General features: G+C 45.0%; 24 protein-coding genes and 1 pseudogene. 22 read left to right on the top strand and 3 right to left on the bottom strand.

Annotation, left to right across the window (positions count from 1 at the left end; all coding sequences use genetic code 11):
• Positions 1 to 18: 18 nt before the first annotated feature.
• The 21 genes and pseudogenes from hutH to LZG73_RS11150 all read left to right on the top strand — a co-directional run bounded on the left by hutH (position 19) and on the right by LZG73_RS11150 (position 17,826).
• Complete coding sequence (gene hutH, locus LZG73_RS11250; protein ID WP_233848899.1) at positions 19 to 1,548, top strand: histidine ammonia-lyase; 1,530 nt, start codon at positions 19 to 21, stop codon at positions 1,546 to 1,548.
• Positions 1,545 to 2,276 carry a 3-oxoacyl-ACP reductase FabG gene (gene fabG / locus LZG73_RS11245; RefSeq protein ID WP_233848897.1) on the top strand — a complete coding sequence of 244 codons (732 nt, stop codon included), beginning with the start codon at positions 1,545 to 1,547 and terminating at the stop codon, positions 2,274 to 2,276. Before hutH ends, fabG begins: the two co-directional genes overlap by 4 nt.
• Before the next feature lie 3 nt (positions 2,277 to 2,279).
• Positions 2,280 to 3,500 carry a beta-ketoacyl synthase gene (locus LZG73_RS11240; protein ID WP_233848892.1) on the top strand — a complete coding sequence of 407 codons (1,221 nt, stop codon included), beginning with the start codon at positions 2,280 to 2,282 and terminating at the stop codon, positions 3,498 to 3,500.
• Positions 3,501 to 3,695: 195 nt separating this feature from the next.
• Entirely contained in the window at positions 3,696 to 3,962 is a 267-nt protein-coding gene (locus LZG73_RS11235; RefSeq protein WP_233848890.1) for an acyl carrier protein, read from the top strand.
• 2 nt (positions 3,963 to 3,964) lie between these two features.
• Positions 3,965 to 4,831, top strand: coding sequence for a lysophospholipid acyltransferase family protein (locus LZG73_RS11230; RefSeq protein ID WP_233848888.1), 867 nt, complete (start codon positions 3,965 to 3,967; stop codon positions 4,829 to 4,831).
• A complete protein-coding gene (locus tag LZG73_RS11225) occupies positions 4,831 to 5,250 on the top strand; it encodes a hypothetical protein (RefSeq protein WP_233848886.1) in 420 nt (139 codons plus the stop codon). The genes LZG73_RS11230 and LZG73_RS11225 overlap by 1 nt, the downstream gene beginning before the upstream one ends.
• 21 nt (positions 5,251 to 5,271) lie before the next feature.
• Positions 5,272 to 5,685: a thioesterase family protein gene (locus LZG73_RS11220; protein ID WP_233848883.1), complete on the top strand. Its 414-nt coding sequence runs from the start codon at positions 5,272 to 5,274 to the stop codon at positions 5,683 to 5,685.
• A gap of 10 nt (positions 5,686 to 5,695) precedes the next feature.
• Positions 5,696 to 6,778 carry a beta-ketoacyl synthase gene (locus tag LZG73_RS11215; protein ID WP_233848882.1) on the top strand — a complete coding sequence of 361 codons (1,083 nt, stop codon included), beginning with the start codon at positions 5,696 to 5,698 and terminating at the stop codon, positions 6,776 to 6,778.
• Complete coding sequence (locus LZG73_RS11210) at positions 6,775 to 7,392, top strand: hypothetical protein (RefSeq protein WP_233848881.1); 618 nt, start codon at positions 6,775 to 6,777, stop codon at positions 7,390 to 7,392. Before LZG73_RS11215 ends, LZG73_RS11210 begins: the two co-directional genes overlap by 4 nt.
• A 17-nt stretch (positions 7,393 to 7,409) precedes the next feature.
• Positions 7,410 to 7,673 (top strand): annotated as a pseudogene (locus LZG73_RS11205) (phosphopantetheine-binding protein); the annotation flags it as partial.
• Between the two features lie 14 nt (positions 7,674 to 7,687).
• Positions 7,688 to 8,872, top strand: a complete 1,185-nt coding sequence (locus LZG73_RS11200; protein WP_233848879.1) for a beta-ketoacyl synthase — start codon at positions 7,688 to 7,690, stop codon at positions 8,870 to 8,872.
• Positions 8,873 to 8,903: 31 nt separating this feature from the next.
• The gene (locus LZG73_RS11195) at positions 8,904 to 9,869 is read left to right on the top strand and encodes a beta-ketoacyl synthase chain length factor (RefSeq protein ID WP_233848878.1); all 966 of its coding nucleotides are present in this window, start codon (positions 8,904 to 8,906) and stop codon (positions 9,867 to 9,869) included.
• Positions 9,859 to 10,623, top strand: coding sequence for a polysaccharide deacetylase family protein (locus LZG73_RS11190; protein ID WP_233848877.1), 765 nt, complete (start codon positions 9,859 to 9,861; stop codon positions 10,621 to 10,623). The genes LZG73_RS11195 and LZG73_RS11190 overlap by 11 nt, the downstream gene beginning before the upstream one ends.
• The gene (locus tag LZG73_RS11185; protein ID WP_233848876.1) at positions 10,616 to 11,245 is read left to right on the top strand and encodes an outer membrane lipoprotein carrier protein LolA; all 630 of its coding nucleotides are present in this window, start codon (positions 10,616 to 10,618) and stop codon (positions 11,243 to 11,245) included. Before LZG73_RS11190 ends, LZG73_RS11185 begins: the two co-directional genes overlap by 8 nt.
• Before the next feature lie 23 nt (positions 11,246 to 11,268).
• Entirely contained in the window at positions 11,269 to 11,625 is a 357-nt protein-coding gene (locus LZG73_RS11180) for a 3-hydroxyacyl-ACP dehydratase (protein ID WP_233848874.1), read from the top strand.
• Positions 11,626 to 11,688: 63 nt separating this feature from the next.
• The gene (locus LZG73_RS11175; RefSeq protein WP_233848872.1) at positions 11,689 to 12,843 is read left to right on the top strand and encodes a DUF2062 domain-containing protein; all 1,155 of its coding nucleotides are present in this window, start codon (positions 11,689 to 11,691) and stop codon (positions 12,841 to 12,843) included.
• 157 nt (positions 12,844 to 13,000) lie between these two features.
• Positions 13,001 to 15,232, top strand: a complete 2,232-nt coding sequence (locus LZG73_RS11170; RefSeq protein ID WP_233848867.1) for a sodium-translocating pyrophosphatase — start codon at positions 13,001 to 13,003, stop codon at positions 15,230 to 15,232.
• Positions 15,233 to 15,345: 113 nt separating this feature from the next.
• A complete protein-coding gene (locus LZG73_RS11165) occupies positions 15,346 to 15,642 on the top strand; it encodes a nucleotidyltransferase family protein (protein ID WP_233848863.1) in 297 nt (98 codons plus the stop codon).
• Positions 15,635 to 15,973: a DUF86 domain-containing protein gene (locus LZG73_RS11160; RefSeq protein WP_233848860.1), complete on the top strand. Its 339-nt coding sequence runs from the start codon at positions 15,635 to 15,637 to the stop codon at positions 15,971 to 15,973. The genes LZG73_RS11165 and LZG73_RS11160 overlap by 8 nt, the downstream gene beginning before the upstream one ends.
• 112 nt (positions 15,974 to 16,085) lie before the next feature.
• On the top strand, positions 16,086 to 16,430 hold the full coding sequence (locus tag LZG73_RS11155; protein WP_233848854.1) for a hypothetical protein: 345 nt from the start codon (positions 16,086 to 16,088) through the stop codon (positions 16,428 to 16,430).
• A gap of 163 nt (positions 16,431 to 16,593) precedes the next feature.
• On the top strand, positions 16,594 to 17,826 hold the full coding sequence (locus tag LZG73_RS11150; protein WP_233848853.1) for a multidrug effflux MFS transporter: 1,233 nt from the start codon (positions 16,594 to 16,596) through the stop codon (positions 17,824 to 17,826).
• A 4-nt stretch (positions 17,827 to 17,830) separates the two neighbouring features.
• Here LZG73_RS11150 and rbsK read toward each other — a convergent pair whose 3' ends face one another.
• A complete protein-coding gene (gene rbsK / locus LZG73_RS11145; RefSeq protein ID WP_233848852.1) occupies positions 17,831 to 18,727 on the bottom strand; it encodes a ribokinase in 897 nt (298 codons plus the stop codon).
• Between the two features lie 7 nt (positions 18,728 to 18,734).
• On the bottom strand, positions 18,735 to 19,334 hold the full coding sequence (locus LZG73_RS11140) for a class I SAM-dependent methyltransferase (RefSeq protein ID WP_233848847.1): 600 nt from the start codon (positions 19,332 to 19,334) through the stop codon (positions 18,735 to 18,737).
• A 60-nt stretch (positions 19,335 to 19,394) separates the two neighbouring features.
• Here LZG73_RS11140 and LZG73_RS11135 point away from each other — a divergent pair, with 60 nt between their 5' ends.
• Positions 19,395 to 21,254, top strand: coding sequence for a DUF885 family protein (locus LZG73_RS11135; protein ID WP_233848845.1), 1,860 nt, complete (start codon positions 19,395 to 19,397; stop codon positions 21,252 to 21,254).
• A 42-nt stretch (positions 21,255 to 21,296) separates the two neighbouring features.
• Here the strand turns inward: LZG73_RS11135 and LZG73_RS11130 are convergent, their stop codons facing one another.
• Positions 21,297 to 21,944, bottom strand: coding sequence for a hypothetical protein (locus LZG73_RS11130; protein ID WP_233848842.1), 648 nt, complete (start codon positions 21,942 to 21,944; stop codon positions 21,297 to 21,299).
• Between the last annotated feature and the right edge of the window lie 101 nt (positions 21,945 to 22,045).

Here is a 22,045-nt window from a genome sequence, read left to right as displayed (position 1 = left end):
TAATTATGCTAACTCTAAATGAATAGTATTTCCTTAGCTCATATCGAGCAGTATGCTTTTGAAAAAAAGGAATTTATCTTAGCCGAAGACGCCCTTAATAAAGTATCAAAGTCTTTTTCATTTCTAACGAATTTTTCCAAAGATAAAATTATATACGGAATCAATACGGGATTTGGCCCTATGGCGCAATATCGGATTGAAACGGATAAACTTAGCAACCTTCAATACAATCTGATCCGCAGCCATTCGAGCGGAATCGGGAAGCCACTTAACGAAATATATGCGCGTAGCGTGATGGTGGCGCGTTTGAATTCATTTCTACAAGCCAATTCGGGTGTGAGCACGGGCGTTATCAAACAGCTTGTTGCTTTTTTGAACAAAGGCATTGTGCCCGAAATATTCGAACACGGCAGCGTAGGCGCAAGCGGTGATCTGGTGCAACTTTCCCACCTGGGACTCAATCTGATCGGTGAAGGGCATGTGTATGAAGGCGGCGTGAGAACAAATACAGCGGATGTTTTGGCCAAAAACAACATTGAACCGCTGAAAATGGAGCTGCGTGACGGCCTGGGCCTGATCAACGGCACTTCCTGTATGACCGGAATTGCTGCCATCAACCTTATATATGCCAAACGCCTGGTTCAATGGGCAGTTGCGGCTTCGTCCATGCTTAATGAGGCCATTGAAGCTTTTGATGACTCATTTTCGAAAGAACTGAATGCGGTGAAGCATCACAAAGGACAGCAGATTATTGCGCAGCAAATGCGTGATTTTATGGCTGGAAGTAAGCTGATCCGCAGCCGTGAGGAGCTTTTTAAGGATGACACAGCTTTGCAGCGCAAGGAATTTGAGCGTAAGATTCAGGAATATTATTCGATTCGTTGTGTTCCGCAAATTTTGGGACCCATTCTCGACACGCTGCAATATGCGCAGGAAGTGGTTGAGAATGAGCTTAATTCAACCAATGATAATCCGATTGTAAGTCCAGAAGATGACAATGTTTTTCATGGCGGCAATTTCCACGGTGATTACATTTCACTGGAAATGGACAAGGTTAAGATCGTGCTGACCAAGCTCACAATGCTGATGGAACGCCAGCTTAATTTCTTGATGAACAGTAAGCTTAACGGGAAATTTCCTCCGTTTTTGAACGCAGGAACATGGGGCTTGAACTTCGGTTTTCAGGGTGTCCAGTTCACCGCGACTTCTACAACAGCTGAAAATCAGGCGTTATCGGGCTCGGTTTATGTCCACAGCATTCCCAATAACAATGATAACCAGGACATTGTAAGCATGGGAACAAATAGTGCCGTGCTTGCCAAACAGGTTTTGGAAAATGCTTTTCAAGTGATGGCAATCCATATTATGGCAATTTGCCAGGCCGTTGATCTGCTCGAACCGGATGAAAAGGAGCGGTTGTCACCGAATGCAATGTCGGTTTACAATCAAATTCGGCAGAAAGCGCATTTTGTGAAAGAAGATCTGCCGCAGTCCGAAAGCATTGCCGTTGTTTTTGAATATATTAAAGAAACCCCTTTTAAATTATGAGCTGTGCATTGGTGACTGGGGCTTCGAGAGGATTAGGCCGGGCCATTGCGGTGCAGCTGGCGAAGGATCACGGGTTGCATATTTTAGTAAATTATGCTTCCAATCAGGCCGCGGCCGAAGAAACGCTTGCGGAAATTGTGGCAGCCGGCGGCAGCGCTGAACTCTTGCAATTCAATGTGCAGATTAAGTCGGAAGTCGACACAGCATTGAACGATTGGAAACAAAAGAACGAGGGAAAGCACATCAGCGTTTTGGTTAATAATGCGGGCATTACGCGCGACGGGCTGTTTATGTGGATGCCCGAGCAGGACTGGGACGATGTTATGAATATTTCGGCCAAAGGGCTGTATAACGTAACGCAGAATGCGATTCAGGAAATGCTGCGGAAGCGTTCGGGCCGGATTGTCAACATTGCATCGGTTTCGGGCATGAAAGGCGTTGCCGGGCAGACCAATTATTCGGCGGCAAAAGGAGCTATTATTTCGGCGACAAAAGCGTTGGCGCAGGAAGTTGCGAAGCGCAAGATTACGGTCAATGCAGTTGCTCCGGGTTTTATAACGAGCGATATGACGAAGGATTTGAATGAGGCCGAATTGAAACAAATGATCCCGATGAACCGTTTTGGCAAGGCAGAGGAAGTGGCGCATCTGGTGAGTTTTCTGGTTTCGGACAAAGCAGCCTATATCACGGGCGAAGTAATTAATATCAACGGAGGCATTTACTCATAATTGATGGATCGCAGAGTTGTCATCACCGGAATTGGAATTTACTCTTGCCTGGGGCAAAACCTGGAAGAGGTCACCAATTCTTTATATGCAGGAAAAAGCGGAATTGTCTTTGATCAGGTGAGGAAGGATTTTGGTTTTCGCTCCGCCCTGACCGGAATGGTGCCCGAACCGGATCTCAAAAATTACTTGTCGCGCAGGCAGCGCCTGGGCATGCACCAACCTGCAATTTATGCCTACATGGCAACCCGCCAGGCGCTCGAACTTTCCGGATTAGACATTGATTATCTCGAAACAACCGAAACCGGCATCATTTACGGCAATGACAGCACGGCTGCATCCGTTGTGGACGCAGTAGAAAAGGCAAGGGAAAAACACGATACAACATTGATCGGAAGCGGTGCGATTTTTCAAAACATGAACAGCACCGTTAATATGAACCTTTCGACGATTTTCAAGCTGAAAGGGATCAATTTTACATTAAGCGCAGCCTGTGCGTCGGGCTCTCATTCCATCGGGATGGGATATTTAATGATCAAGCAAGGTTTGCAGGAGCGGATTGTTTGCGGCGGCGCTCAGGAAATCAACTCTGCAGCCATGGCTAGTTTTGATGGCTTGGGCACATTTTCCGTTCGGGAGTCCGAGCCGGCAAAGGCTTCCCGACCTTTTGACAGAGACCGCGACGGCCTCATTCCAAGTGGCGGTGCAGCAACCGTTATTCTGGAATCGTATGATTCTGCCGTTAAGCGCGGCGCGCCCATTTTGGCAGAATTGATCGGTTATGGATTTTCTTCCAATGGCGATCACATTTCCAATCCAAGCATCGAAGGCCAGATTCGCTCCCTGCGAATGGCTATGGCGCAAGCCGGAATTCAGGCCAATGAGGTCGATTATATCAATGCGCACGCCACTTCAACGCCCGTTGGCGATGGGAGCGAGGCGCGGGCGATTTTTGACGTTTTCGGTGGGCAAACGCCTGTCAGTTCCACCAAATCCATGACGGGGCACGAGTGCTGGATGGCTGGGGCGAGCGAGATTGTTTATTCGCTTTTGATGATGCAAAACTCATTTATCGCACCCAACATCAACTTCGAAAATCCGGACGAGGACTCAGCGCTGATCAACATCATTCCTGAAACTAAGGAGCAGGAAATCAATTGTTTGCTTTCAAATTCCTTTGGTTTTGGCGGGACGAATTCAACGCTGATCCTGAGAAAAGTCTCCTGATCCGGCTCGCTTCGTGTAGCATAAATTCGTAAGCGGCACTGCTCGGCAACCAGAAATTTGTATTTTTGTTCTGCCCGATATTCCTTCAAGTGCGTGCAATGGTTTTTTGATAAAATTATTGTGCAGGCCATTTGAATTCATTTAAAAAAAGGAATATTTTTAAACTATCAGCCAGAATAACATAATTTTGTAGCCATGCAAGCTAACGACGTAAAAATGAGTTGGGAAGAAGTTATCGAAGATACGAGGGATTTTTTATCGGAGGAATTTGAGGTGGACCGCAATATGATTCTTCCTGAAAACAGTCTCAAAGACACGCTCGATTTAGACAGCCTTGACTATGTGGATCTTGTCGTGCTGATCGAAGAAAATCTTAACATTAAAATTACAGGTGAGGACTTCAAGGAAATCGTAACATTCGGCGATTTTTACAAACTTGTCCGCCAGAAACTTAACTTATAGGAATGAGCCGTTGGGATGGTAAAACCAAAGGTTCATTGACAGGTTACAAGATCTTTCTCTTTTTTATAAACACGCTGGGAATTGATTTTGCTTACCGTCTTTTGAAATTAGTGACCTATTACTATTATCTTTTTGCAGCAAAGCAGAAAAACGCATTGCTGGATTTTTATCAAAATACCCTTCACTTCCCGCTTCCAGAAGCTAAAAAGCTCGCCCGCAAAAATTTTTACATTTTTGGGCAAACGCTTGTTGACCGGGCCGCATTTCTGCTCGGGAAAACTGCCAATTTTACACATGTGTTTGAAAATGAGCAATTTCTCATTGACATCCGCGATGGAGGGAAGGGAGGCATCTTACTGAGCGCGCATTTGGGAAACTGGGAAACGGCCGGGAATTTACTGAAAGGAAGAATTACGCCGACCATCAACATTGTTATGCTGGATGCGGAAGTGGAAAGCATTAAACAGTTCATGGACACGACTACGGGCGGTTCGAGATTTAAAATAATTGCGATTAAAGACGATTTGTCACACGTGATAGCCATTCGTAACGCGCTCGTTAATAATGAATTCGTTGCTATTCATGCGGACCGTTATCTGGATGGGGCCAAATATATTGAACTGGATTTCTTCGGGCGAAAGGCGAAGTTCCCTTACGGACCATTTGTGATTGCTTCTAAATTTGACGCGCCGGTTACATTCGTTTTCGCGGCTAAAAACGGAAAATACAGTTATCACCTGAGCGCGACTTTGCCCATAAGCATGAAAATGAAGCCAGAGGAAATTGCAAGGTTGTATGTGGCAGAATTGGAGAAGAAGGTGCGGGAATATCCGGAACAATGGTTTAATTACTTTAACTTCTTTGTTTAATGACAGTTGCCAAAGATGCTATAAATCAATACATTCCGCATCGGGCTCCTTTTGTGATGATTGACAATTTGGTCAGTGCGTCGCAGGAAAGATTCGAAACGGATTTTTATATAACAGCGGATAATTTACTGGTTGCCGATGGTTTTTTTCAGGAGTCCGGTTTGCTGGAAAACATTGCGCAAACTTGCGCAGCGTCATTCGGTTATCTGGATCAGCAGGCGGGTGGGGCACCCAAAATTGGCTTCATTGGTGCGATAACAAAGGTGGAAATCCACGAGCTGCCACCCGTGCATTCGACGATTAAGACGGTTGTCACACCATTGCATCAGTTGGGAAATATTTCCCTTGTTCAAGGGGAAAGTTTCCTGGAAGGGCGTATATTGCTCGGCTGTGAAATGAAAATTGTAGTAACAGAGTAACCCCTAACGTTAATTAGTGACATGATTGCTTCGGAAATCGAAATTGATATACGTTTTAGCGAAACCGATGCCATGGGAGTCGTTTGGCACGGCAATTACCTGAAATTTTTTGAAGATGGAAGAGAAGCATTCGGCAAAGCATTCGGACTGGAATATCTTACTATTTTTGACAAAGGTTACTTCACTCCAATAGTAAAATCCGAAATTGATCACAAGGCTCCGGTCTATTACGGCCAGATTATCAAGGTGATAACCAAATACGTCCCAGCGAAATCAGCCAAAATCCAGTTCGAATATCAAGTTCTCAACCTGACCACGGGCGACCTTTGTGCCGTAGGCAAAACCATGCAGGTTTTTCTGGATAAGGAGACCCGCATGCTGGAACTGATCACGCCGGATTTTTACCGTGAGTGGAAGGAAAAACACAAGGTTTAGCTTTATCAGAATGACCTATATTGGTGCAGAAGTAATCATAAGTCCAATGGGCGGGACAACGGCTGAAAACTGGTCGGCCATGCGTGCCAACCGGTCCGGCATTTCGTTGGTCTCAAAAGCGGGCTTTGACAATGCAGATTTTTATTTATCCAAAATCCTCAGTCTTTCGGGCGGTTATAAGTTTGAGAAGTTGCTGCTTGAAGCATTGGAGTCAGTTTCAGCGATGATCGATCCTGAAATTTTGAGCTCAGAAAGAACCATTATCATTGTGAGTTCGACCAAAGGGGAACTGGACGAGGATATCAAAGACCAGTTCAGCCATAGTGCAAAAGCGTTAGTCACGCGATTTAAGCTTGTTAATGAGCCAGTTATCGTTTCTAATGCGTGCATTTCAGGTGTTCTTGCAATTAACACGGCGCAACAATTCATTCAAGCTAAAATATACGATCACGCCGTTGTCATTGGCTGCGATGTGATTTCTGATTTTGTTGTGTATGGTTTTCAGTCGCTTTTTGCCATCAGTGACGCGCCTTGTTTGCCTTTTGACGCTCAAAGAAATGGGATTACGATGGGAGAGGGTTGCGGGGCTGTGGTGGTTTCAAATGCAAAAGAAATATTTCAAAATGCGCCGCTAGCACTGTTTCCGGGCACAAGTGCCAATGATGCGAATCACATTTCAGGTCCGTCCAGGACAGGGGAAGGACTTTTCCGAAGTGTAAAACGGACATTGGAACTCAACAAAATAGCGACAGACGAGATCGATTTTATTTCGGCACACGGAACTGCGACTGTCTTTAACGACGAAATGGAATCCATCGCATTCGACAGACTTGGGCTTAACGATGTGCCTTTAAACAGCTTGAAAGGTTATTTTGGACATACATTGGGCGCCGCGGGCGTAATTGAAACTGCCGCTTCGATGCAGATGATGCGGAACAGCACGTTGATCAAAAGCCTTGGTTATCAGGCAAGTGGCACATCCAAAACATTGAATGTCATTTCGGAAAATAAAGAAAAAAAACTCAACACGATTTTAAAAACGGCTTCGGGATTCGGAGGAGGAAACGCATCTTTGATCATCAGAAGCTTATGAGTTTGATTACAACCTATTGCCATCTTTCGGCAGACATTTGTTCTGTCAACGGCGAAATTGTGGCCAAAAGGAACATTGAATCTGACGAAAGCTGGTTCAGGCAGATTTATAAGGAGCAGGAATTTGCATATCCAAAATTTAACAAAATGGATATCCTTTCGCAAGCCGGATTTCTGGCTTCGGAATTGATAAAACGTGCAAATCCACGCATCGCGACTGCTTATGGAGACGATGAAATTGCATTGTTTTTTGCCAATCATGCATCCAGTGCAGACACGGATATGCGGTTTGTGCACTCGTATGAGCATAATGGTGCGCCGAGCCCCTCATTATTCGTCTATACTTTGCCAAACATTGTTTTAGGTGAAATAGCGATTGCTAATAAGTGGTACGGTGAGAATATGTTTGCCGTTTTGCCTAAATTCGCGCCGGAATTTTTCTTTAACTATGGTCAAATTCTTCTTTCCGGCAGCTCCAAAGCCATTTTATGCGGCTGGCTGGAAATATTAGGAAATGCCATAAACGTTTTTCTTTTTTTTGTAGAAAACAATGTAGAAAACGGAACGGCATTTAATCACGAAAACCTTTTAAAACTGAGCAGTTTCAATTTGTAGCAAACTGCACTCACGAACACGCGATGGATAATTTAAAGGAAGATCTTAAAACCCAGATCATTGAACAATTAAACCTCGAAGACATTACACCTGCCGACATTGCGGATGACGCAATGCTTTTCAGTGATGACGGTCTGGGACTTGATTCGATTGACGCATTGGAATTGATCGTTTTGCTCGAAAAATACCACGGCATACAAGTTACCAATCCGGATGAAGGCAAGGTTGCTTTCAAATCCATCAATACAATGGCAGATTACATTCACGCCAGGTTAGGCTGATCAAATTTTACAATATGGGCGTCCGGGTTACTGGTTTTGGCATTGTTTCTGCGATTGGATTATCCGTCACAGAAAACCTGCTGGCGCTCCGGGAAGGCAGAACGGGCATTGGTCCGATGCGCTTTTTGGACAACTCAGATTCATTGCTGGTCGGCGAGGTGAAGATGTCCAATGCGGAGCTGGAAACTAAACTTCATGTTAGCCAAAAGCCCATTTCCCGCACTTCATTATTAGGACTTAAAGCCGCACGCGAGGCTTGGGGCAGCAATCAGCACAATGCCGAACTGCGAACCGGAATTATATCGGCAACCTCCGTAGGCGGAATGGACAGGACAGAAGATTTTTATAAATCCTATCTCGCTGACAACCATCCTGATTTTGCCAAATTGAAAACACATGACAGCGGCAACACAACCGAAAGGATCGCTGCGGAACTTGGCATTTCGGGTTACATTAACACTTTGTCAACTGCTTGTTCGTCAGGCGCTAATGCTATTATGTTAGGCGCGAGAATGTTGTTGCAAAACAAGCTGGACCGTGTTTTAGTGGGAGGATCGGATGCGCTTACCAAATTTACGATCAACGGTTTTCGGTCGCTTATGATCTATGATGATCAATGGTGCAGGCCATTTGATGAATCCAGAAGCGGGCTCAATTTGGGTGAAGGAGCCGCCTTTCTTTTATTGGAAAATGAAAAAAGCATTGGCATAACTGGCAATAAAACAATAGGTTACGTGAATGGTTGGGCCAATGCGGCCGATGCTTATCATCAAACGGCGTCGTCGCCAGAAGGGAAAGGCGCCACGCTCGCAATAACCAATGCATTGACAAAATCGGGCATTGACGCCGCTGAAATTTCTTATGTAAATGCGCACGGAACGGGAACGAAGAATAATGATCTTTCGGAATCTGTGGCGCTTAAAAATGTTTTCGGGGAGCACGTTCCGTTTTTCAGCTCGACAAAGCCTTACACAGGCCACACATTAGCAGCTGCCGGAGCCATAGAGGCCGTTTTTTCTTTATTATCAATCCGAAACAGCCTCATTTTTCCAAACCTGAATTACCGGAATGCAATTGAAGAAACGGCCTTGGAGCCGGTTACTGCATTGCAAACCGAAATGCCGATCAATGCCGTTTTGTCCAACTCATTCGGGTTTGGAGGAAATAATTCTTCATTGGTTTTTTCAAACCATGAATGAGTTTACTTGAAAATCTCAAAGCATAAAATAGTTGTATTACATTACTGCCGCATCCACGATCTCTCATCAGCCTACATTTCAAAATGAAGGTTTTTCTGCATTAATAGGGCCATTAGAAATGCCCTCAACGCTTGCAAGCCCAGATTATAAGGGATTTATCGAGGCAAGCTTGCTGCGCAGGATGAGTAAAATTTTGCGAATGTCGGTTGCTTGTGCAAAGGATTGCATCAGTCAGGCTGGCATCGAGCAGCCGGATGCGATCATTGTTGGGACGGGGCTGGGCTGTTTGCTGGACACTGAAAAGTTCTTGAACAATGTGCTGACCATTGAGGGAATGCTGCCGCCCACATCATTTATTCAGTCAACGCACAACACCATGGCGGGGCAAATTTCGCTGAGCATTGGGAATCACGGCTATAACATGACGCACACGCAAAATTCACTTTCCTTTGAACATGCCTTGCTGGATGCCATGCTGCTGGTGGATGAAGGTGAGCAGAATGTGTTGATAGGAGCGGCTGATGAGGCAATTGATTTTTTGAGTGAAGTTTCAATTGCGCTGCATTTAAACTTGCAGCAGAAGTTGACTTCCGGGGCATCATTTTTTATGCTGTCCCGCGAAAAATCAGTGACCAGTTTCGCTTGTGTCAAGGACACGGTCGCATTGGGATTGGTAACGAATGCCGAAAAGGAAATTTCAGCGTTCTTGCAAAAAAATGACATTCCTTCTAACGGCGTGGATCTTTTACTTTTTTCCGGAAGCTCAAATGGGCTTAATGCACAGGTTAACAGTCTCTTGGAAGGTTTGTCTCTTGAAAAAGCCAGGCAAGTTGATTATCTGTCATTGTCCGGGATTTATCCGACTGCATCCGCATTTGCAGTGCATTATGCGGCAGATAAGATGAAAAGCGACAGATTTATCAAAACGGCATTGATTTGCAACACATTAATTCATAGTAACCTGGGGTTGACGCTCTTGCAGTCCGTTGAAGCATAACATTGTTACCGCCATCACCATCACAGCCATTGCTTTGAGTGGAATTGTTTTTTGGGAAACAGGCTTTGTCGAGCTTGTAATTGGCTTGATATTATTGATTTACCTCGCAATCACCTCATATGGTTCTTTCAAAATTCAAGCGAATTATTTCACAACATCCATCAACCACGGAAAGCGAAAAGCCATCGCTCTGACTTTCGACGACGGCCCTGATCCAGAAACAACTCCACAAATTTTAGAGACATTGCGCGAAAAAGGAGTGAAGGCCACTTTTTTTGTCATTGGAAAAAAAGCCGAGAAGCATCCGGAACTGCTTCGTCGCATTGACGCGGAAGGTCACATTGTCGCCAATCATTCGTACAGCCACCATTATCTGATCGCCTTTTTTTCAACGGCCAAGCTGAAAGCCGATATAGAACATTGCTCCAATGTGATAAGTGAAATATTAGGCAAATCGCCCCAGTTTTTCCGCCCGCCTTTTGGCGTTACAAATCCACGTTATGGGCGGGTTTTGAAAGCATTGAAAATTAACTCCATTGGCTGGTCCATGCGCAGTTTGGACACGAAGGCGAAGAATAAATATGAAATTATCAACCGCGTTATTTCAAAGTTAAAGGCCCGCGATATTGTTCTGCTGCACGACAACCGCGCAGTCACCGCAGCGTCATTAGGCGACTTGATTGAACATTGCAAACAAACCGGAATCAAGATCGAGACACTCTCGCGGCTTATTCAGAAAGAACCCTATGCTTAAATTTCACTTCCTTGTAATTGCATGCTGCATCGCATTTACCGGCGTAAATGCACAAACTTACAAACCCGTTTTGAATCCCGAAAAAGTTTTCGAGGAACTACGTAAAGCATCCCAATCGGTCAATTCAATTCAGGCGGCTTTCATAGAAGAGAAACATTTAGCGGTTTTGAAAGAGCCCGAGCAATCGTCCGGCTCTTTTTATTATAAGAAAGCGGACAAGATGAGATGGGAGCAAAAATCGCCGGTTAAATACGTAATATTAATTAACGGCGATAGATTACGCGTCCAGGAGGCTGGAAAGGAGAAAAACGTCGGCCAGGCAGGTCGGATGGCTTCGCAGATAAAAGAGCTGATGATCGGTTTAGTCAATGGCGATTTCCAACAGAACAAAGCATTTTCGCAAAATTGTCAGGAGAGCGATGAGCAATATCTGGTGACGTTGACACCGGTTAATCGCAGGCTAAAAAACATTTATGCAAAAATTACGCTGGTGTTCCCCAAGAACACTTTACACCTGAGAGAATTATCTTTTTTTGAAAAGAATGGTGATAAAAGCGTCATGAAATTTCAGAATGAAAAATTTAATCAGCCGATTGCGGATGGCCTTTTCCTAAACTTCTAGCGTACTAACTGAAAGCAATTTGCATGTTTGTAAATAGTCTCTATTCCGTTTCCAGCACTGAGTTGTCACCTGAAAATATTATCGCGGGGATCGTTATCAACCCGGACCATTCGATTTTTGAAGGACATTTTCCAGGTTCGCCGGTCACGCCAGGCGTGGTGCAAATGCAGATCGTGAAGGAAATAGTCGAGTCGCAATTGAGCAGAAAATTGGTCATGAAGCATATGCGGACCTGCAAATTTTTGGAAGTGCTAAACCCCAATGAAAATCCGTCCGTCCGGATTAGTATCAAATACAAACAAACCGAATTGCTGGAAGTGACTGCCTCTGGAGAAAGCAATGGAAAGGTTTTTTTCAAAATGCAGGCTAGTTATCTTTAACAGAATTCTCTCATCTACTCAGCGGCCGAACTTTCATCAAGTAGCCACCTGAACATCAAAAAAATGACGCTTAAGGATATCAATTGCTGTATAATTGTTCCGACTTATAATAATGAAAAGACAATAAAACGCGTAATCGACGCGATTCTTCAATATTCAGATGGCCAGGATATTATCGTTGTAAACGACGGTTCCACAGACCGGACTTTGCTGCTGCTTGCACATTATGGGTTGAAAATCAGGGTGCTCAATAATAGTGTGAACCGCGGCAAAGGTTATTCACTTCGCGCCGGGTTCCGCGAAGCCATCCAGCTTGAATATGCCAACGCCATCACGATTGATTCGGACGGACAACATTTGCCTTCCGACATTCCCGTTTTTATTGAAGCAGCCATTAATAATCCGGGTGCATTGCTGATGGGATCAAGGGATATGGAGCAGGAGGGCGTTCCAGGGAAGAGCTCATTCGGAAATAAGTTTTCCAATTTCTGGTTCAAATTCGAAACAGGCATCACATTGCCTGACACGCAAACGGGTTACCGGCTTTATCCGCTCGATGCAATCAGGAAAATCAAACTTTTCACAACGCGATTTGAAACCGAAATTGAAGTAATTGTCAAGCTCGCGTGGCGGGACACACCCATTTTGCCGGTGCAGATCCATGTTATTTATGATAAAAACGAGCGGGTTACACATTTCCGGCCGTTCATTGACTTCACGCGGATCAGCATTCTGAACACCTGGCTGGTCTTTTTAACCCTTCTTTATTATTTACCCAAACGGCTGATCGGCCAGGTAAAAAAAAAAGGATTTTGGGCATTCATCAAGCAGGAGGCAGTCAAGCCAGAGGAGTCCAGTCTGAGCAAAGCTAAGTCCGTAGGATTTGGCTTTTTTATGGGCATTGTGCCAATTTGGGGCTTTCAGCTTCTGATTGGCATTCCGCTTACCATTTATTTCAAAATGAACAAGGTGCTGTTTCTGGCCGCGGCTAATATCAGCATTCCGCCTTTTATTCCATTTATCATTTATGGGAGTTACAAATTCGGCGGGCTTTTTTATCAAAACGGAGTCCAACTCACTTCGTTTGAGAATCTTACGGTGAATTCGATTCATGTAAATTTCGTACAATATTTCATCGGCGGCACACTTTTAGCAGTAGCGGCCGGATTCGTTGGTTTTCTTGTAACCTACGTTTTACTGCTCATTTTCCGCAAGTAGAGCTTCCCTGATTGTCAGCGCACTAGCTGATCGTTTCTCCAAAATTTTATAAAATCTATACGAATTGATCAAAAAATATCGATTTCTCATTTGTTATGAGGTCCCAATCTCTATATTTACGAGATTTTAAAAACCTCTAACCAAATTAGTTTATCGCATGAGTAACATTACTTATCTAGTGCCGGCTCTGGGCCTTGTAGGCTTGCTGGTTATGTTCTTTAAAAGAGGCTGGGTGATCCGGCAGGACAGTGGAAGTCCCGAAATGAAGGAGATTGCGGACGCGATCGCGGACGGTGCCCTTGCCTTCCTGAAAGCCGAATGGCGTGTACTCATAGTCTTCGGTATAATTGTTAGCATTCTGCTGGGTTACTCCGGCACATTGGTAGAAAATTCTAGTGCATTTATTGGCATTTCGTTCATAATTGGCGCTTTTATCTCCGCATTTGCAGGTTATATCGGGATGAACATTGCGACGAAATCCAATGTCAGAACGACGCAGGCAGCCCGCACAAGCCTTACCAAAGCGCTGGAAGTTTCTTTTACGGGAGGCTCTGTAATGGGAATTGGCGTCGCCAGTCTTGCGGTGATTGGTTTAGGAGGTTTGTTTATCATTTTATACGCCGTTTTCATTGGCGACAGCACCGATGTGAATGGATTAGGGATGGAAAAAGTGCTCGAGGTGCTTGCCGGTTTTTCGCTGGGCGCTGAGTCTATTGCACTTTTTGCGCGCGTAGGAGGTGGAATTTATACGAAAGCTGCCGACGTTGGTGCCGATTTAGTTGGAAAAGTGGAAGCAGGAATTCCCGAAGATGATCCAAGAAACCCCGCAACCATTGCAGACAATGTGGGTGATAACGTGGGCGACGTTGCCGGGATGGGCGCGGATTTGTTTGGCTCATACGTGGCTACGATTTTGGCAACAATGGTTCTGGGTCGTGAAATCATTTCAGAAGGGGCGGATAATTTTGGCGGCATTTCACCGATTTTGCTTCCTATGGTCATTGCGGGCGTCGGCCTGATCGCGTCTATTGTCAGTATGCTGTTGGTTCGTGTTAAAAATGATCAGGGAAATGTGCAGGGCGCATTAAACCTCGGCAACTGGGGCTCCATTATTCTCGTTTTAATTGCCAGTTATCCGCTCACAATGTGGATGTTACCCGAAGGAACGTTGACAATTCGAGGTGTAGATTTTACTTCGCTTGACGTTTTTTGGGCAATATTGTTGGGGTCGATTGTTGGTGCAATCATGTCCCTTGTTACAGAATATTACACAGCAATGGGTAAACGACCAGTGCAATCCATTGTTAACCAGTCTTCGACAGGGCATGCGACTAACATTATCGGCGGACTTTCGGTGGGAATGGAATCGACGGTTATTCCGACATTGGTCCTGGCAGCGGGTATTTTTATCAGTTACGAATTTGCGGGTTTGTACGGCGTGGCCATTGCAGCCGCGGGCATGATGGCGACCACTGCCATGCAATTAGCCATTGATGCATTTGGTCCGATCGCTGATAATGCGGGCGGAATTGCCGAAATGGCCCATTTGCCTGAGGAAGTGCGTGGTCGGACGGATGTGCTGGATGCGGTCGGTAACACCACTGCCGCCTCCGGAAAAGGCTTTGCCATTGCTTCCGCCGCGCTCACTTCGCTTGCACTTTTTGCTGCTTTCTGTGGTGTAGCGGGCATTAATTCAATTGATATTTACAAAGCGAATGTCCTGGCAGGATTGTTCGTGGGCGCAATGATCCCGTTCATTTTCTCCTCATTGGCCATTGCTGCAGTTGGGCGTGCAGCCATGAAAATGGTTGAAGAAGTGCGGAGGCAATTCCGCGAAATCCCGGGCATTATGGAAGGAACTGCCAAGCCGGAATATGACAAATGCGTTGCCATTTCTACACAAGCTTCAATCCGCGAAATGGTTGCACCTGGACTTATCGCATTGATCGTTCCGGTGCTCGTGGGATTCCTTTTCGGACCGGAAGTGCTCGGTGGAACATTGGCAGGCGTTACGGTTTCAGGCGTTTTAATGGGAATTTTCCAAAACAATGCTGGCGGTGCATGGGATAATGCAAAGAAATCCTTCGAAAAAGGAGCTGTAATCAACGGCGAGACTTTCTATAAAAAGTCAGAACCACACAAAGCCGCTGTTACCGGCGACACGGTTGGTGACCCATTTAAAGACACATCAGGGCCATCGATGAACATTCTTATCAAGCTCATGTCAATCGTTTCACTCGTAATCGCTCCACACATTGCTGTCGAAAAAGCCGATCTGGAAGGTTTCACACCCAAGGCCAAGGTTGAGAAAGTGACAACAGCAAGTGCTCGCGTCAATGATGTAAAAGCCGAAATTGCGATATATCCAATTGCAGAGTCAGTTAAGTGAGAAATCTTGTAATTCAATGTAGGGCGCCCGGGAATTATTCCGGGCGTTTTTTATGCCGTTAGACCAAGGGTTGTATTTTTTGTTAAATAGAATAACTTTGAAACAAAAAGAGAATGCTAAGCAAATCAGAGATTCATCAGATATTAACGTCATCTAAACCTCATCTAAACCAGTTGGGTGTGAGCAAAATCGGCTTTTTTGGCTCGGCTGGCAGGGATGAAATGAGGGAAAACAGTGACATTGATATCCTGATTGATTTCGAAAATGACAAGGAAACTTACTTGAACTTTATTGCAACCTGTGAGTTTCTGGAATCCATCTTTGAAGCAGAAAAAGTCGATGTCGTTTCCGTAAAAGGTCTCTCTCCATTTATTGGCCCGCATATCCTAAGCGAAGTTGAATATGTCTAAGGATTATGTTGAATATCTTCGCCATATACTGCTAGAATGCGAATACATTACATCCGTAATCACAGCTGATGTCAGCAAAGATCAATTTCTTCGTGATGAAACGTTGAAAAGAGCTGTTGTTCGCAGTCTCGAAATAATTGGGGAAGCTACCAAAAAGATTCCTGCAGACGTAAAGTTTACTTGGAACAAGATAAGCTGGAAAAACATGGCAGGAATGCGTGATCGGCTTATTCATGACTACATGGGAGTTAATTATTCAATTGTGTGGGATGTAGCAAAGAATTTCATTCCGAGCATTAAGATTCAAATAGAAGAAATCATCTCCAACTGAGAACGGTCAACCGCCCGGAACGATTTTTGTTGTTACTCATTATGCTTCGCTCAGCATTCCGATCTGGTTGGTTGGTTTGGAAGCAGCAGTAATCTCAACAAAAAATAGGATCATGAAAAAAGTATTTGTTTTAGCTGCATTGATTGGATTATCAACAGCGGCTTTTGCCCAAGATGAAGCGCAAACCAAAGCGGAAAAAGCAGTTTCCAGCACAAAATCAGCAGGAAAAAAAGCAGGTAAAGAAATCAAGCATGACGCACAAGTTGTTGGTGAAAAAACCAAAGAAGGCGCTCATAAAGTAGGAGATGGCATTGAGGATGGCGCTCACAAAGTTGGTGACGGCGTTGAAAAAGGAGCTCACAAGGTTGAAAAAGGAACCAAGAAAGCTTACAAAGCCACAAAAAAAGAGGCAAAAGAAGTTAGCAATGACGTGAAAGAAAAAGTAGACAATAAATAGTCTAAAAAAGTACCAAATGCCCATCGGTTCGGTTAAGCGAGCTGATGGGCATTTTTTTGTGCCAATATTCGATATGGATCATTGATGAAATTGTTGTACTTATTGAAAGACAGGAACTTAATCCGCTTGCAATCCCGTTAAACTTATATTAAGTGTAGCAGTTATGAGTCGCAAGCAATATCTTTTTATCGTCCTGATTTTGGGCTTACTGGCAACAGTTAGTCCTTTTTCTATTGATATGTATCTTCCGGGTTTTCCAAGGATCGCTTCTGATCTGGGAACCACTATTGATAAAGTTCAATTTTCACTAACGAGCTATTTAATCGGGATTTGCTTGGGACAAATTCTTTACGGACCTCTTTTAGATCGTTTTGGTCGTAAAAAGCCTTTGTATGCGGGACTCGCATTGTACGTTCTGGCTTCTTTTGGCTGTGCGGCAACTTCCTCTGTTGACTCGCTGATTATGATGCGTTTTTTCCAGGCAATGGGCGGGTGTGTCGGTCTGGTTGCGTCGCAAGCGCTTGTAAGTGACCTTTTTCCGTCCGATAAGCGGGCAGAAGTATTTTCCATGATCACACTGGTCATTGCAGTCTCTCCCATGATCGCACCGACTGTTGGCGGATATGTTACTGCTTCTATCGCCTGGCAATGGATATTCATCATTTTGGCTGGGATCGTTTCGATCATCATTGCCGCAATTTATTTTTTGCTGCCTGTCGGCAGACCTGCCGATAATTCCGTCTCTCTGCGCCCCAAGGCCGTTTTGAATGGCTTTGCAACAGTTATAAAACAGCCTCAGTTTTTGATTTATACGCTTGCTGGCGGACTTGCAACTGCTGCGCCTTTCGCCTATATCGCGGGTTCTTCGGATGTGTTTATGAACATTTACAAAGTCTCTGAACAACAATATGGGTGGATTTTCGCCTTTTTGGCTGTTGCAATGATCGGCTCAACGCAGCTTAACCATTTTCTGTTAAAGAAATTCAAGAGCGAGCAGATCATTCGGGTCACCTTATTTTACCAAAGCATTGTCGGCATTTTGCTCATCGCAGGCGTTTACAACAACTGGTTTGGTTTATATTCCCTGATTGGAATGATGTTCGTTTTCCTTACTGGTCAAGGACTTACAGGGCCTAACAGCTCAGCATTATCGCTTGCGCCATTCAGGAAACACACTGGAAGCGCATCTGCATTAATGGGCAGTTGGAGAATGGGAGCCGGTGGCATAATTTCAGCTATTGTGAGCGTGCTTCATAACAACACAGCATTGCCCATGGTGGGCATGATGGCGGCTTGTTCCTTAGGCGGTCTTGTGATTTTGCATGCAGGAAACACGGTTATCAGGCACCGTGCCCGCACTTCGGAAGTGGAAGACGAGATTTCTGTCTTGCTATAAACTGTCATTGAAATTCTTCACGGAATGGCGCAGAACTTTGTGCGCCAGGTCTTGTTACCGAAATTGCCGCTGCTGCACAAGCGAACTCACACGCTTCAATCCAATCTTTTCCCTCCGCAAGTGCCGTTAAAATGGCTCCATTGAAAACATCTCCCGCAGCCGTCGTGTCAACTGCTTCCACTTGCCGAGCAGGGATTAATGTTGCATGCGAGGCATTGGAGAAATAAACGCCCGAGCTGCCCAGGGTGATGATAACTTGTTCAACGCCAGCGTTATGTAAAATCTCGGCGGCTTGTTGCATTGATGCTGCATCATACGGGTAAATTCCTGTAATGATCTCGGTTTCCGTTTCATTGGGCGTGATCAGAAATATTCCTTTGAGCAACGCTTCATTCAGTTTGATGCCGGGAGCCGGATTCATGAGCACCTTAATGCCCAAGTTGTTGCATTTTGTAATGATGTAAGAAATGGTTTCCAAAGGAATTTCCAATTGAATCAGCACAAACGCAACTTCTTCAAAAATAACATCCGGGACGTCAGCGGGATGCAGTTCCATGTTAGCGCCCGACGCCACGACGATCTCGTTTTCACCTTTTGCATTGACCGTTATCAGCGCAACGCCGGAAGCAAAATCGTCCGTTTCAAGCAAATATGTGATGTCCAACCCTTCTTTTACAAAACCCTTTTTCGCCTCTTGCCCAAAAATATCCTTCCCGATCTTGGCAACAAATCTTACATCTGCTCCCAGCCGCGCCGCCGCAACCGCTTGATTTGCACCTTTTCCGCCAGCATTCATCAGAAATATTCCGCCTAAAACGGTTTGACCCGGCTTTGGGAAATCTTGCGTCTGCACCACCATATCGGTGTTTGAGCTGCCAATGATCAGGACCTTGTTTTTCATACGCGCGTCAGTTTTTCTTCGCCACCAAAATGCCGAGTCCGTGATGCTGCGGATAATTATACAACCGCTGACCGGTTTTCTTTGCCAGATCTTTCACCGCGCGCCGCACTTCCGGAAAACTTTCCGTATCGTGGAAAATGGTGCAATCGCTGTGTTGTGCCGCCCAAAGGCCACATTCAAATGTCTCCGTATAATTGTGCACAATGTCAACGTGCGCCAGGTTGTATCGCTGTTCGTCTTTGGCAATCCAGTCTTTGTAATCTGATTTAACAAGCTGAATGTTCTGATAAGGCGCCAATCGCTCGCGCGTTTGCGCATAATGCTCTTCCTTATTAGCCGTATGGACGTCACCCTCAAATGTGTCCACACCCGTGACGAATTTGAAATAATTGGAAAAAACCACCGCCGAATAGCCGAATTCTACACCAAATTCAATGCATCGCTCGCGTGGCAAATTGAATTGTTCAATAATGTCAGCGATAATCAATTCCAGACCCTTCCATGCTGAAACAATTTCCAGCATCTGCTCCGGTTTTCGAAAATTTTTAGGTTTGTAAGGCTTGATATCTGCGATAAAATTTTCTCTGATGTATGTCCTGAGTCCCATGGCGAGCAAATTGGTAAGAATGCAAACCTATTATAATTAATTAAAAGAGCGCTTAATAAGTTGTCATATTCGTTTAAAAGCGATATTTATGTCGCTGATTCACCAGCCAGAGAAGCCTTAATTATCAATCCGCCAATTCACCCGATCATGCTGAAAATCATTTTATTCTTCATTGTTTTAGGAGCCGCTATGCAATCTTGTCAACAAAAAGCAGCCAAGGAAGAGGCCTCACAGCCGATTAAAGAGGTTTTTGCCAATTATTATGAAGAACGGCTCGCATTGTTCCCGCTCGAAGCAACGATGAATGGGGATAACCGTTTCAATGACCGCATGTCGGACGACTTAACGCAAACCGGCAAGTCTAAAATTGAAGCATTCTTTGAAAAATATAAGTCGCAACTTGCGAAATACGACCGTGAAAAACTCTCTTCGGAAGAAAAAACCAGCTGGGATCTTTTGCAGTGGGAATGTGATATCAATCTGGAAGGCCTCAAATATCCAACCGAATTAATGCCGCTGAACCAGATCTTTTCCACGCATTTAATGATCGGACAAATGGCCAGCGGGTCCAGCGTTCAGCCATTCAAAACAGTGAAGGATTACGAAAACTGGCTCAAACGTGCAGACGGCTTCGTCGTTTGGTGCGATACGGCGCTTGTGAACATGAAAAAGGGGATCAAGCAAGGTTATGTTTTGCCAAAACCTTTGATAAAGAAGATGATCCCGCAGCTGGCTGACATGGATCACGGCCCCGTAACCGCGCATCTTTTTTACACGCCTGCTAAAAATTTCCCAAAGGATTTTTCAGACGACGACAAACAGCGCCTGGAAAAAGCCTACGCAGCAATGGTCGAAACGAAGATCATTCCTACATTCAAAAAGCTGCATGACTTCGTAGCAACAGAATATTTATCCGCCGGGCGAATGACAAATGGCTTTGATGCGCTGCCCAACGGGAAGGCGATGTATGATTATTACATCAAATATTTTACAACAACCGAAATGACCGCCGACCAGATCCACAAATTGGGACTGGCCGAAGTTGCGCGGATTTCGGGTGAAATGGAGCGGGTTAAGGAGCAGGTTGGTTATAAGGGCGACCTGAAATCGTTCTTCAATGATGTGCGCGAAAACAAAAAACTGATGCCTTTCACCAAGCCGGAAGACGTGATCAAGCATTTTAACAAAATTCATGAAACCATGAAGCCTAACCTGCAAAAGCTCTTCGAACTCACACCCAAAACAGCCTTCGAAGTGCGCAGAACGGAGGCTTTCAGAGAGGCGTCAGCTTCGGCGGAATACAATCCGGGATTAGCGGATGGTTCGAGGCCGGGCGTGTTTTACGTGCCAATTCCGGATGTGAAAAAATACAATGTGGTCTCGGACGAAAGCTTGTTTCTGCACGAAGCGATCCCGGGTCACCATTATCAGATTTCTTTGCAGCAGGAAAATGAAAATCTGCCGGAATTCAGGCAAAATCTCTGGTATAGCGCGTATGGCGAAGGTTGGGCATTGTATTGCGAATCCTTGGGAAAAGAATTGGGGCTTTACACGGACCCTTATCAATATTTTGGTATGCTAAGCGGTGAAATGCACCGCGCGATCCGGCTGGTTGTTGACACGGGCCTGCATTCAAAGGGCTGGACGCGCGAGCAGGCAATCCAATATTCGCTGGACCATGAGGCGGAGTCGGAAGAGAGCATTACGGCGGAAATCGAGCGTTACATGGCCGGTGGCGGACAGGCGCTTTCTTATAAGATCGGGCAGTTAAAAATCAGGGAGTTACGCTCAAAAGCGGAGAAGGAACTGGCTTCGAAATTTGATATAAAAGAATTCCACAAGCTTGTTTTGGAATCGGGCTGCGTGCCTTTGAAATTGCTGGAAGACAAAGTCAATGTCTGGATCACGGCGAAAAAGTAGTTTAAAAAGCCTCGTTCATTTCTGAGATGAACGAGGCCAATGTTATTGGTTGTTCGAAACGATTTTCACATTCGAAATTTGTGCTTCTTCCAAAACGGCTGGGTTATGCGAACAGATAAACAAGCCGACCATCACTTCTTTACCTAAATTCTCCATTTCATGCGCGCCAACTTCCTGTAATGTAGCGCCTTTCGCGGCGGCCCGCATGATATAATTATTTCCCTTTCTTTCAATTTGAATGGTCTGAAAGGTCTTCTCTTTACTAAAAATTTCATCTTCCGGGTCACGCATCATTTTGCCTTTCTCGACGCGCCATTGCAGCACAGAAAGCCCGTCGCCATGCAGCACGGCGCTCAAATGTGATGCGTCGCCAGCATTGGATTCACGGACCATCCAACCGACTTTCCGGTGCGGATCTGTGCCCGTCCCAACAAATGCAAAGTCGGCCGTGACGGTGAAATCACCACTCAATTTTCGGAACAGATATTGAAACTCATCGCGCTCAAACCAAATGTTATAACCCGCGCCTTTCATGGTGTAAACATTTGTTGCCGGGTCAAATTTGGATGAACCAGCGACCTTGGGATTGCCGATGTCGGCATTTTGCTCAAATACGCCGATTTTGGCCGGTGCGAAGCCGGTTAGAATGGCAACAAAAAGTAGAATGGGTAAAGCTAACCGTTGATTCATAGCGAGATAGGCGATTGATTTGGTTAAGAAACAGCATAGAGCAGGACAGTTACTGATAGAGAAATCAACATTATTGTCCGAATAAATGTACATTTTTTTAG

The organism is Dyadobacter sp. CY326, from assembly GCF_021390515.1.
In the GTDB taxonomy this organism is placed as follows: Bacteria; Bacteroidota; Bacteroidia; order Cytophagales; family Spirosomataceae; genus Dyadobacter.
This window is presented reverse-complemented; position numbering and strand designations above follow the sequence as displayed.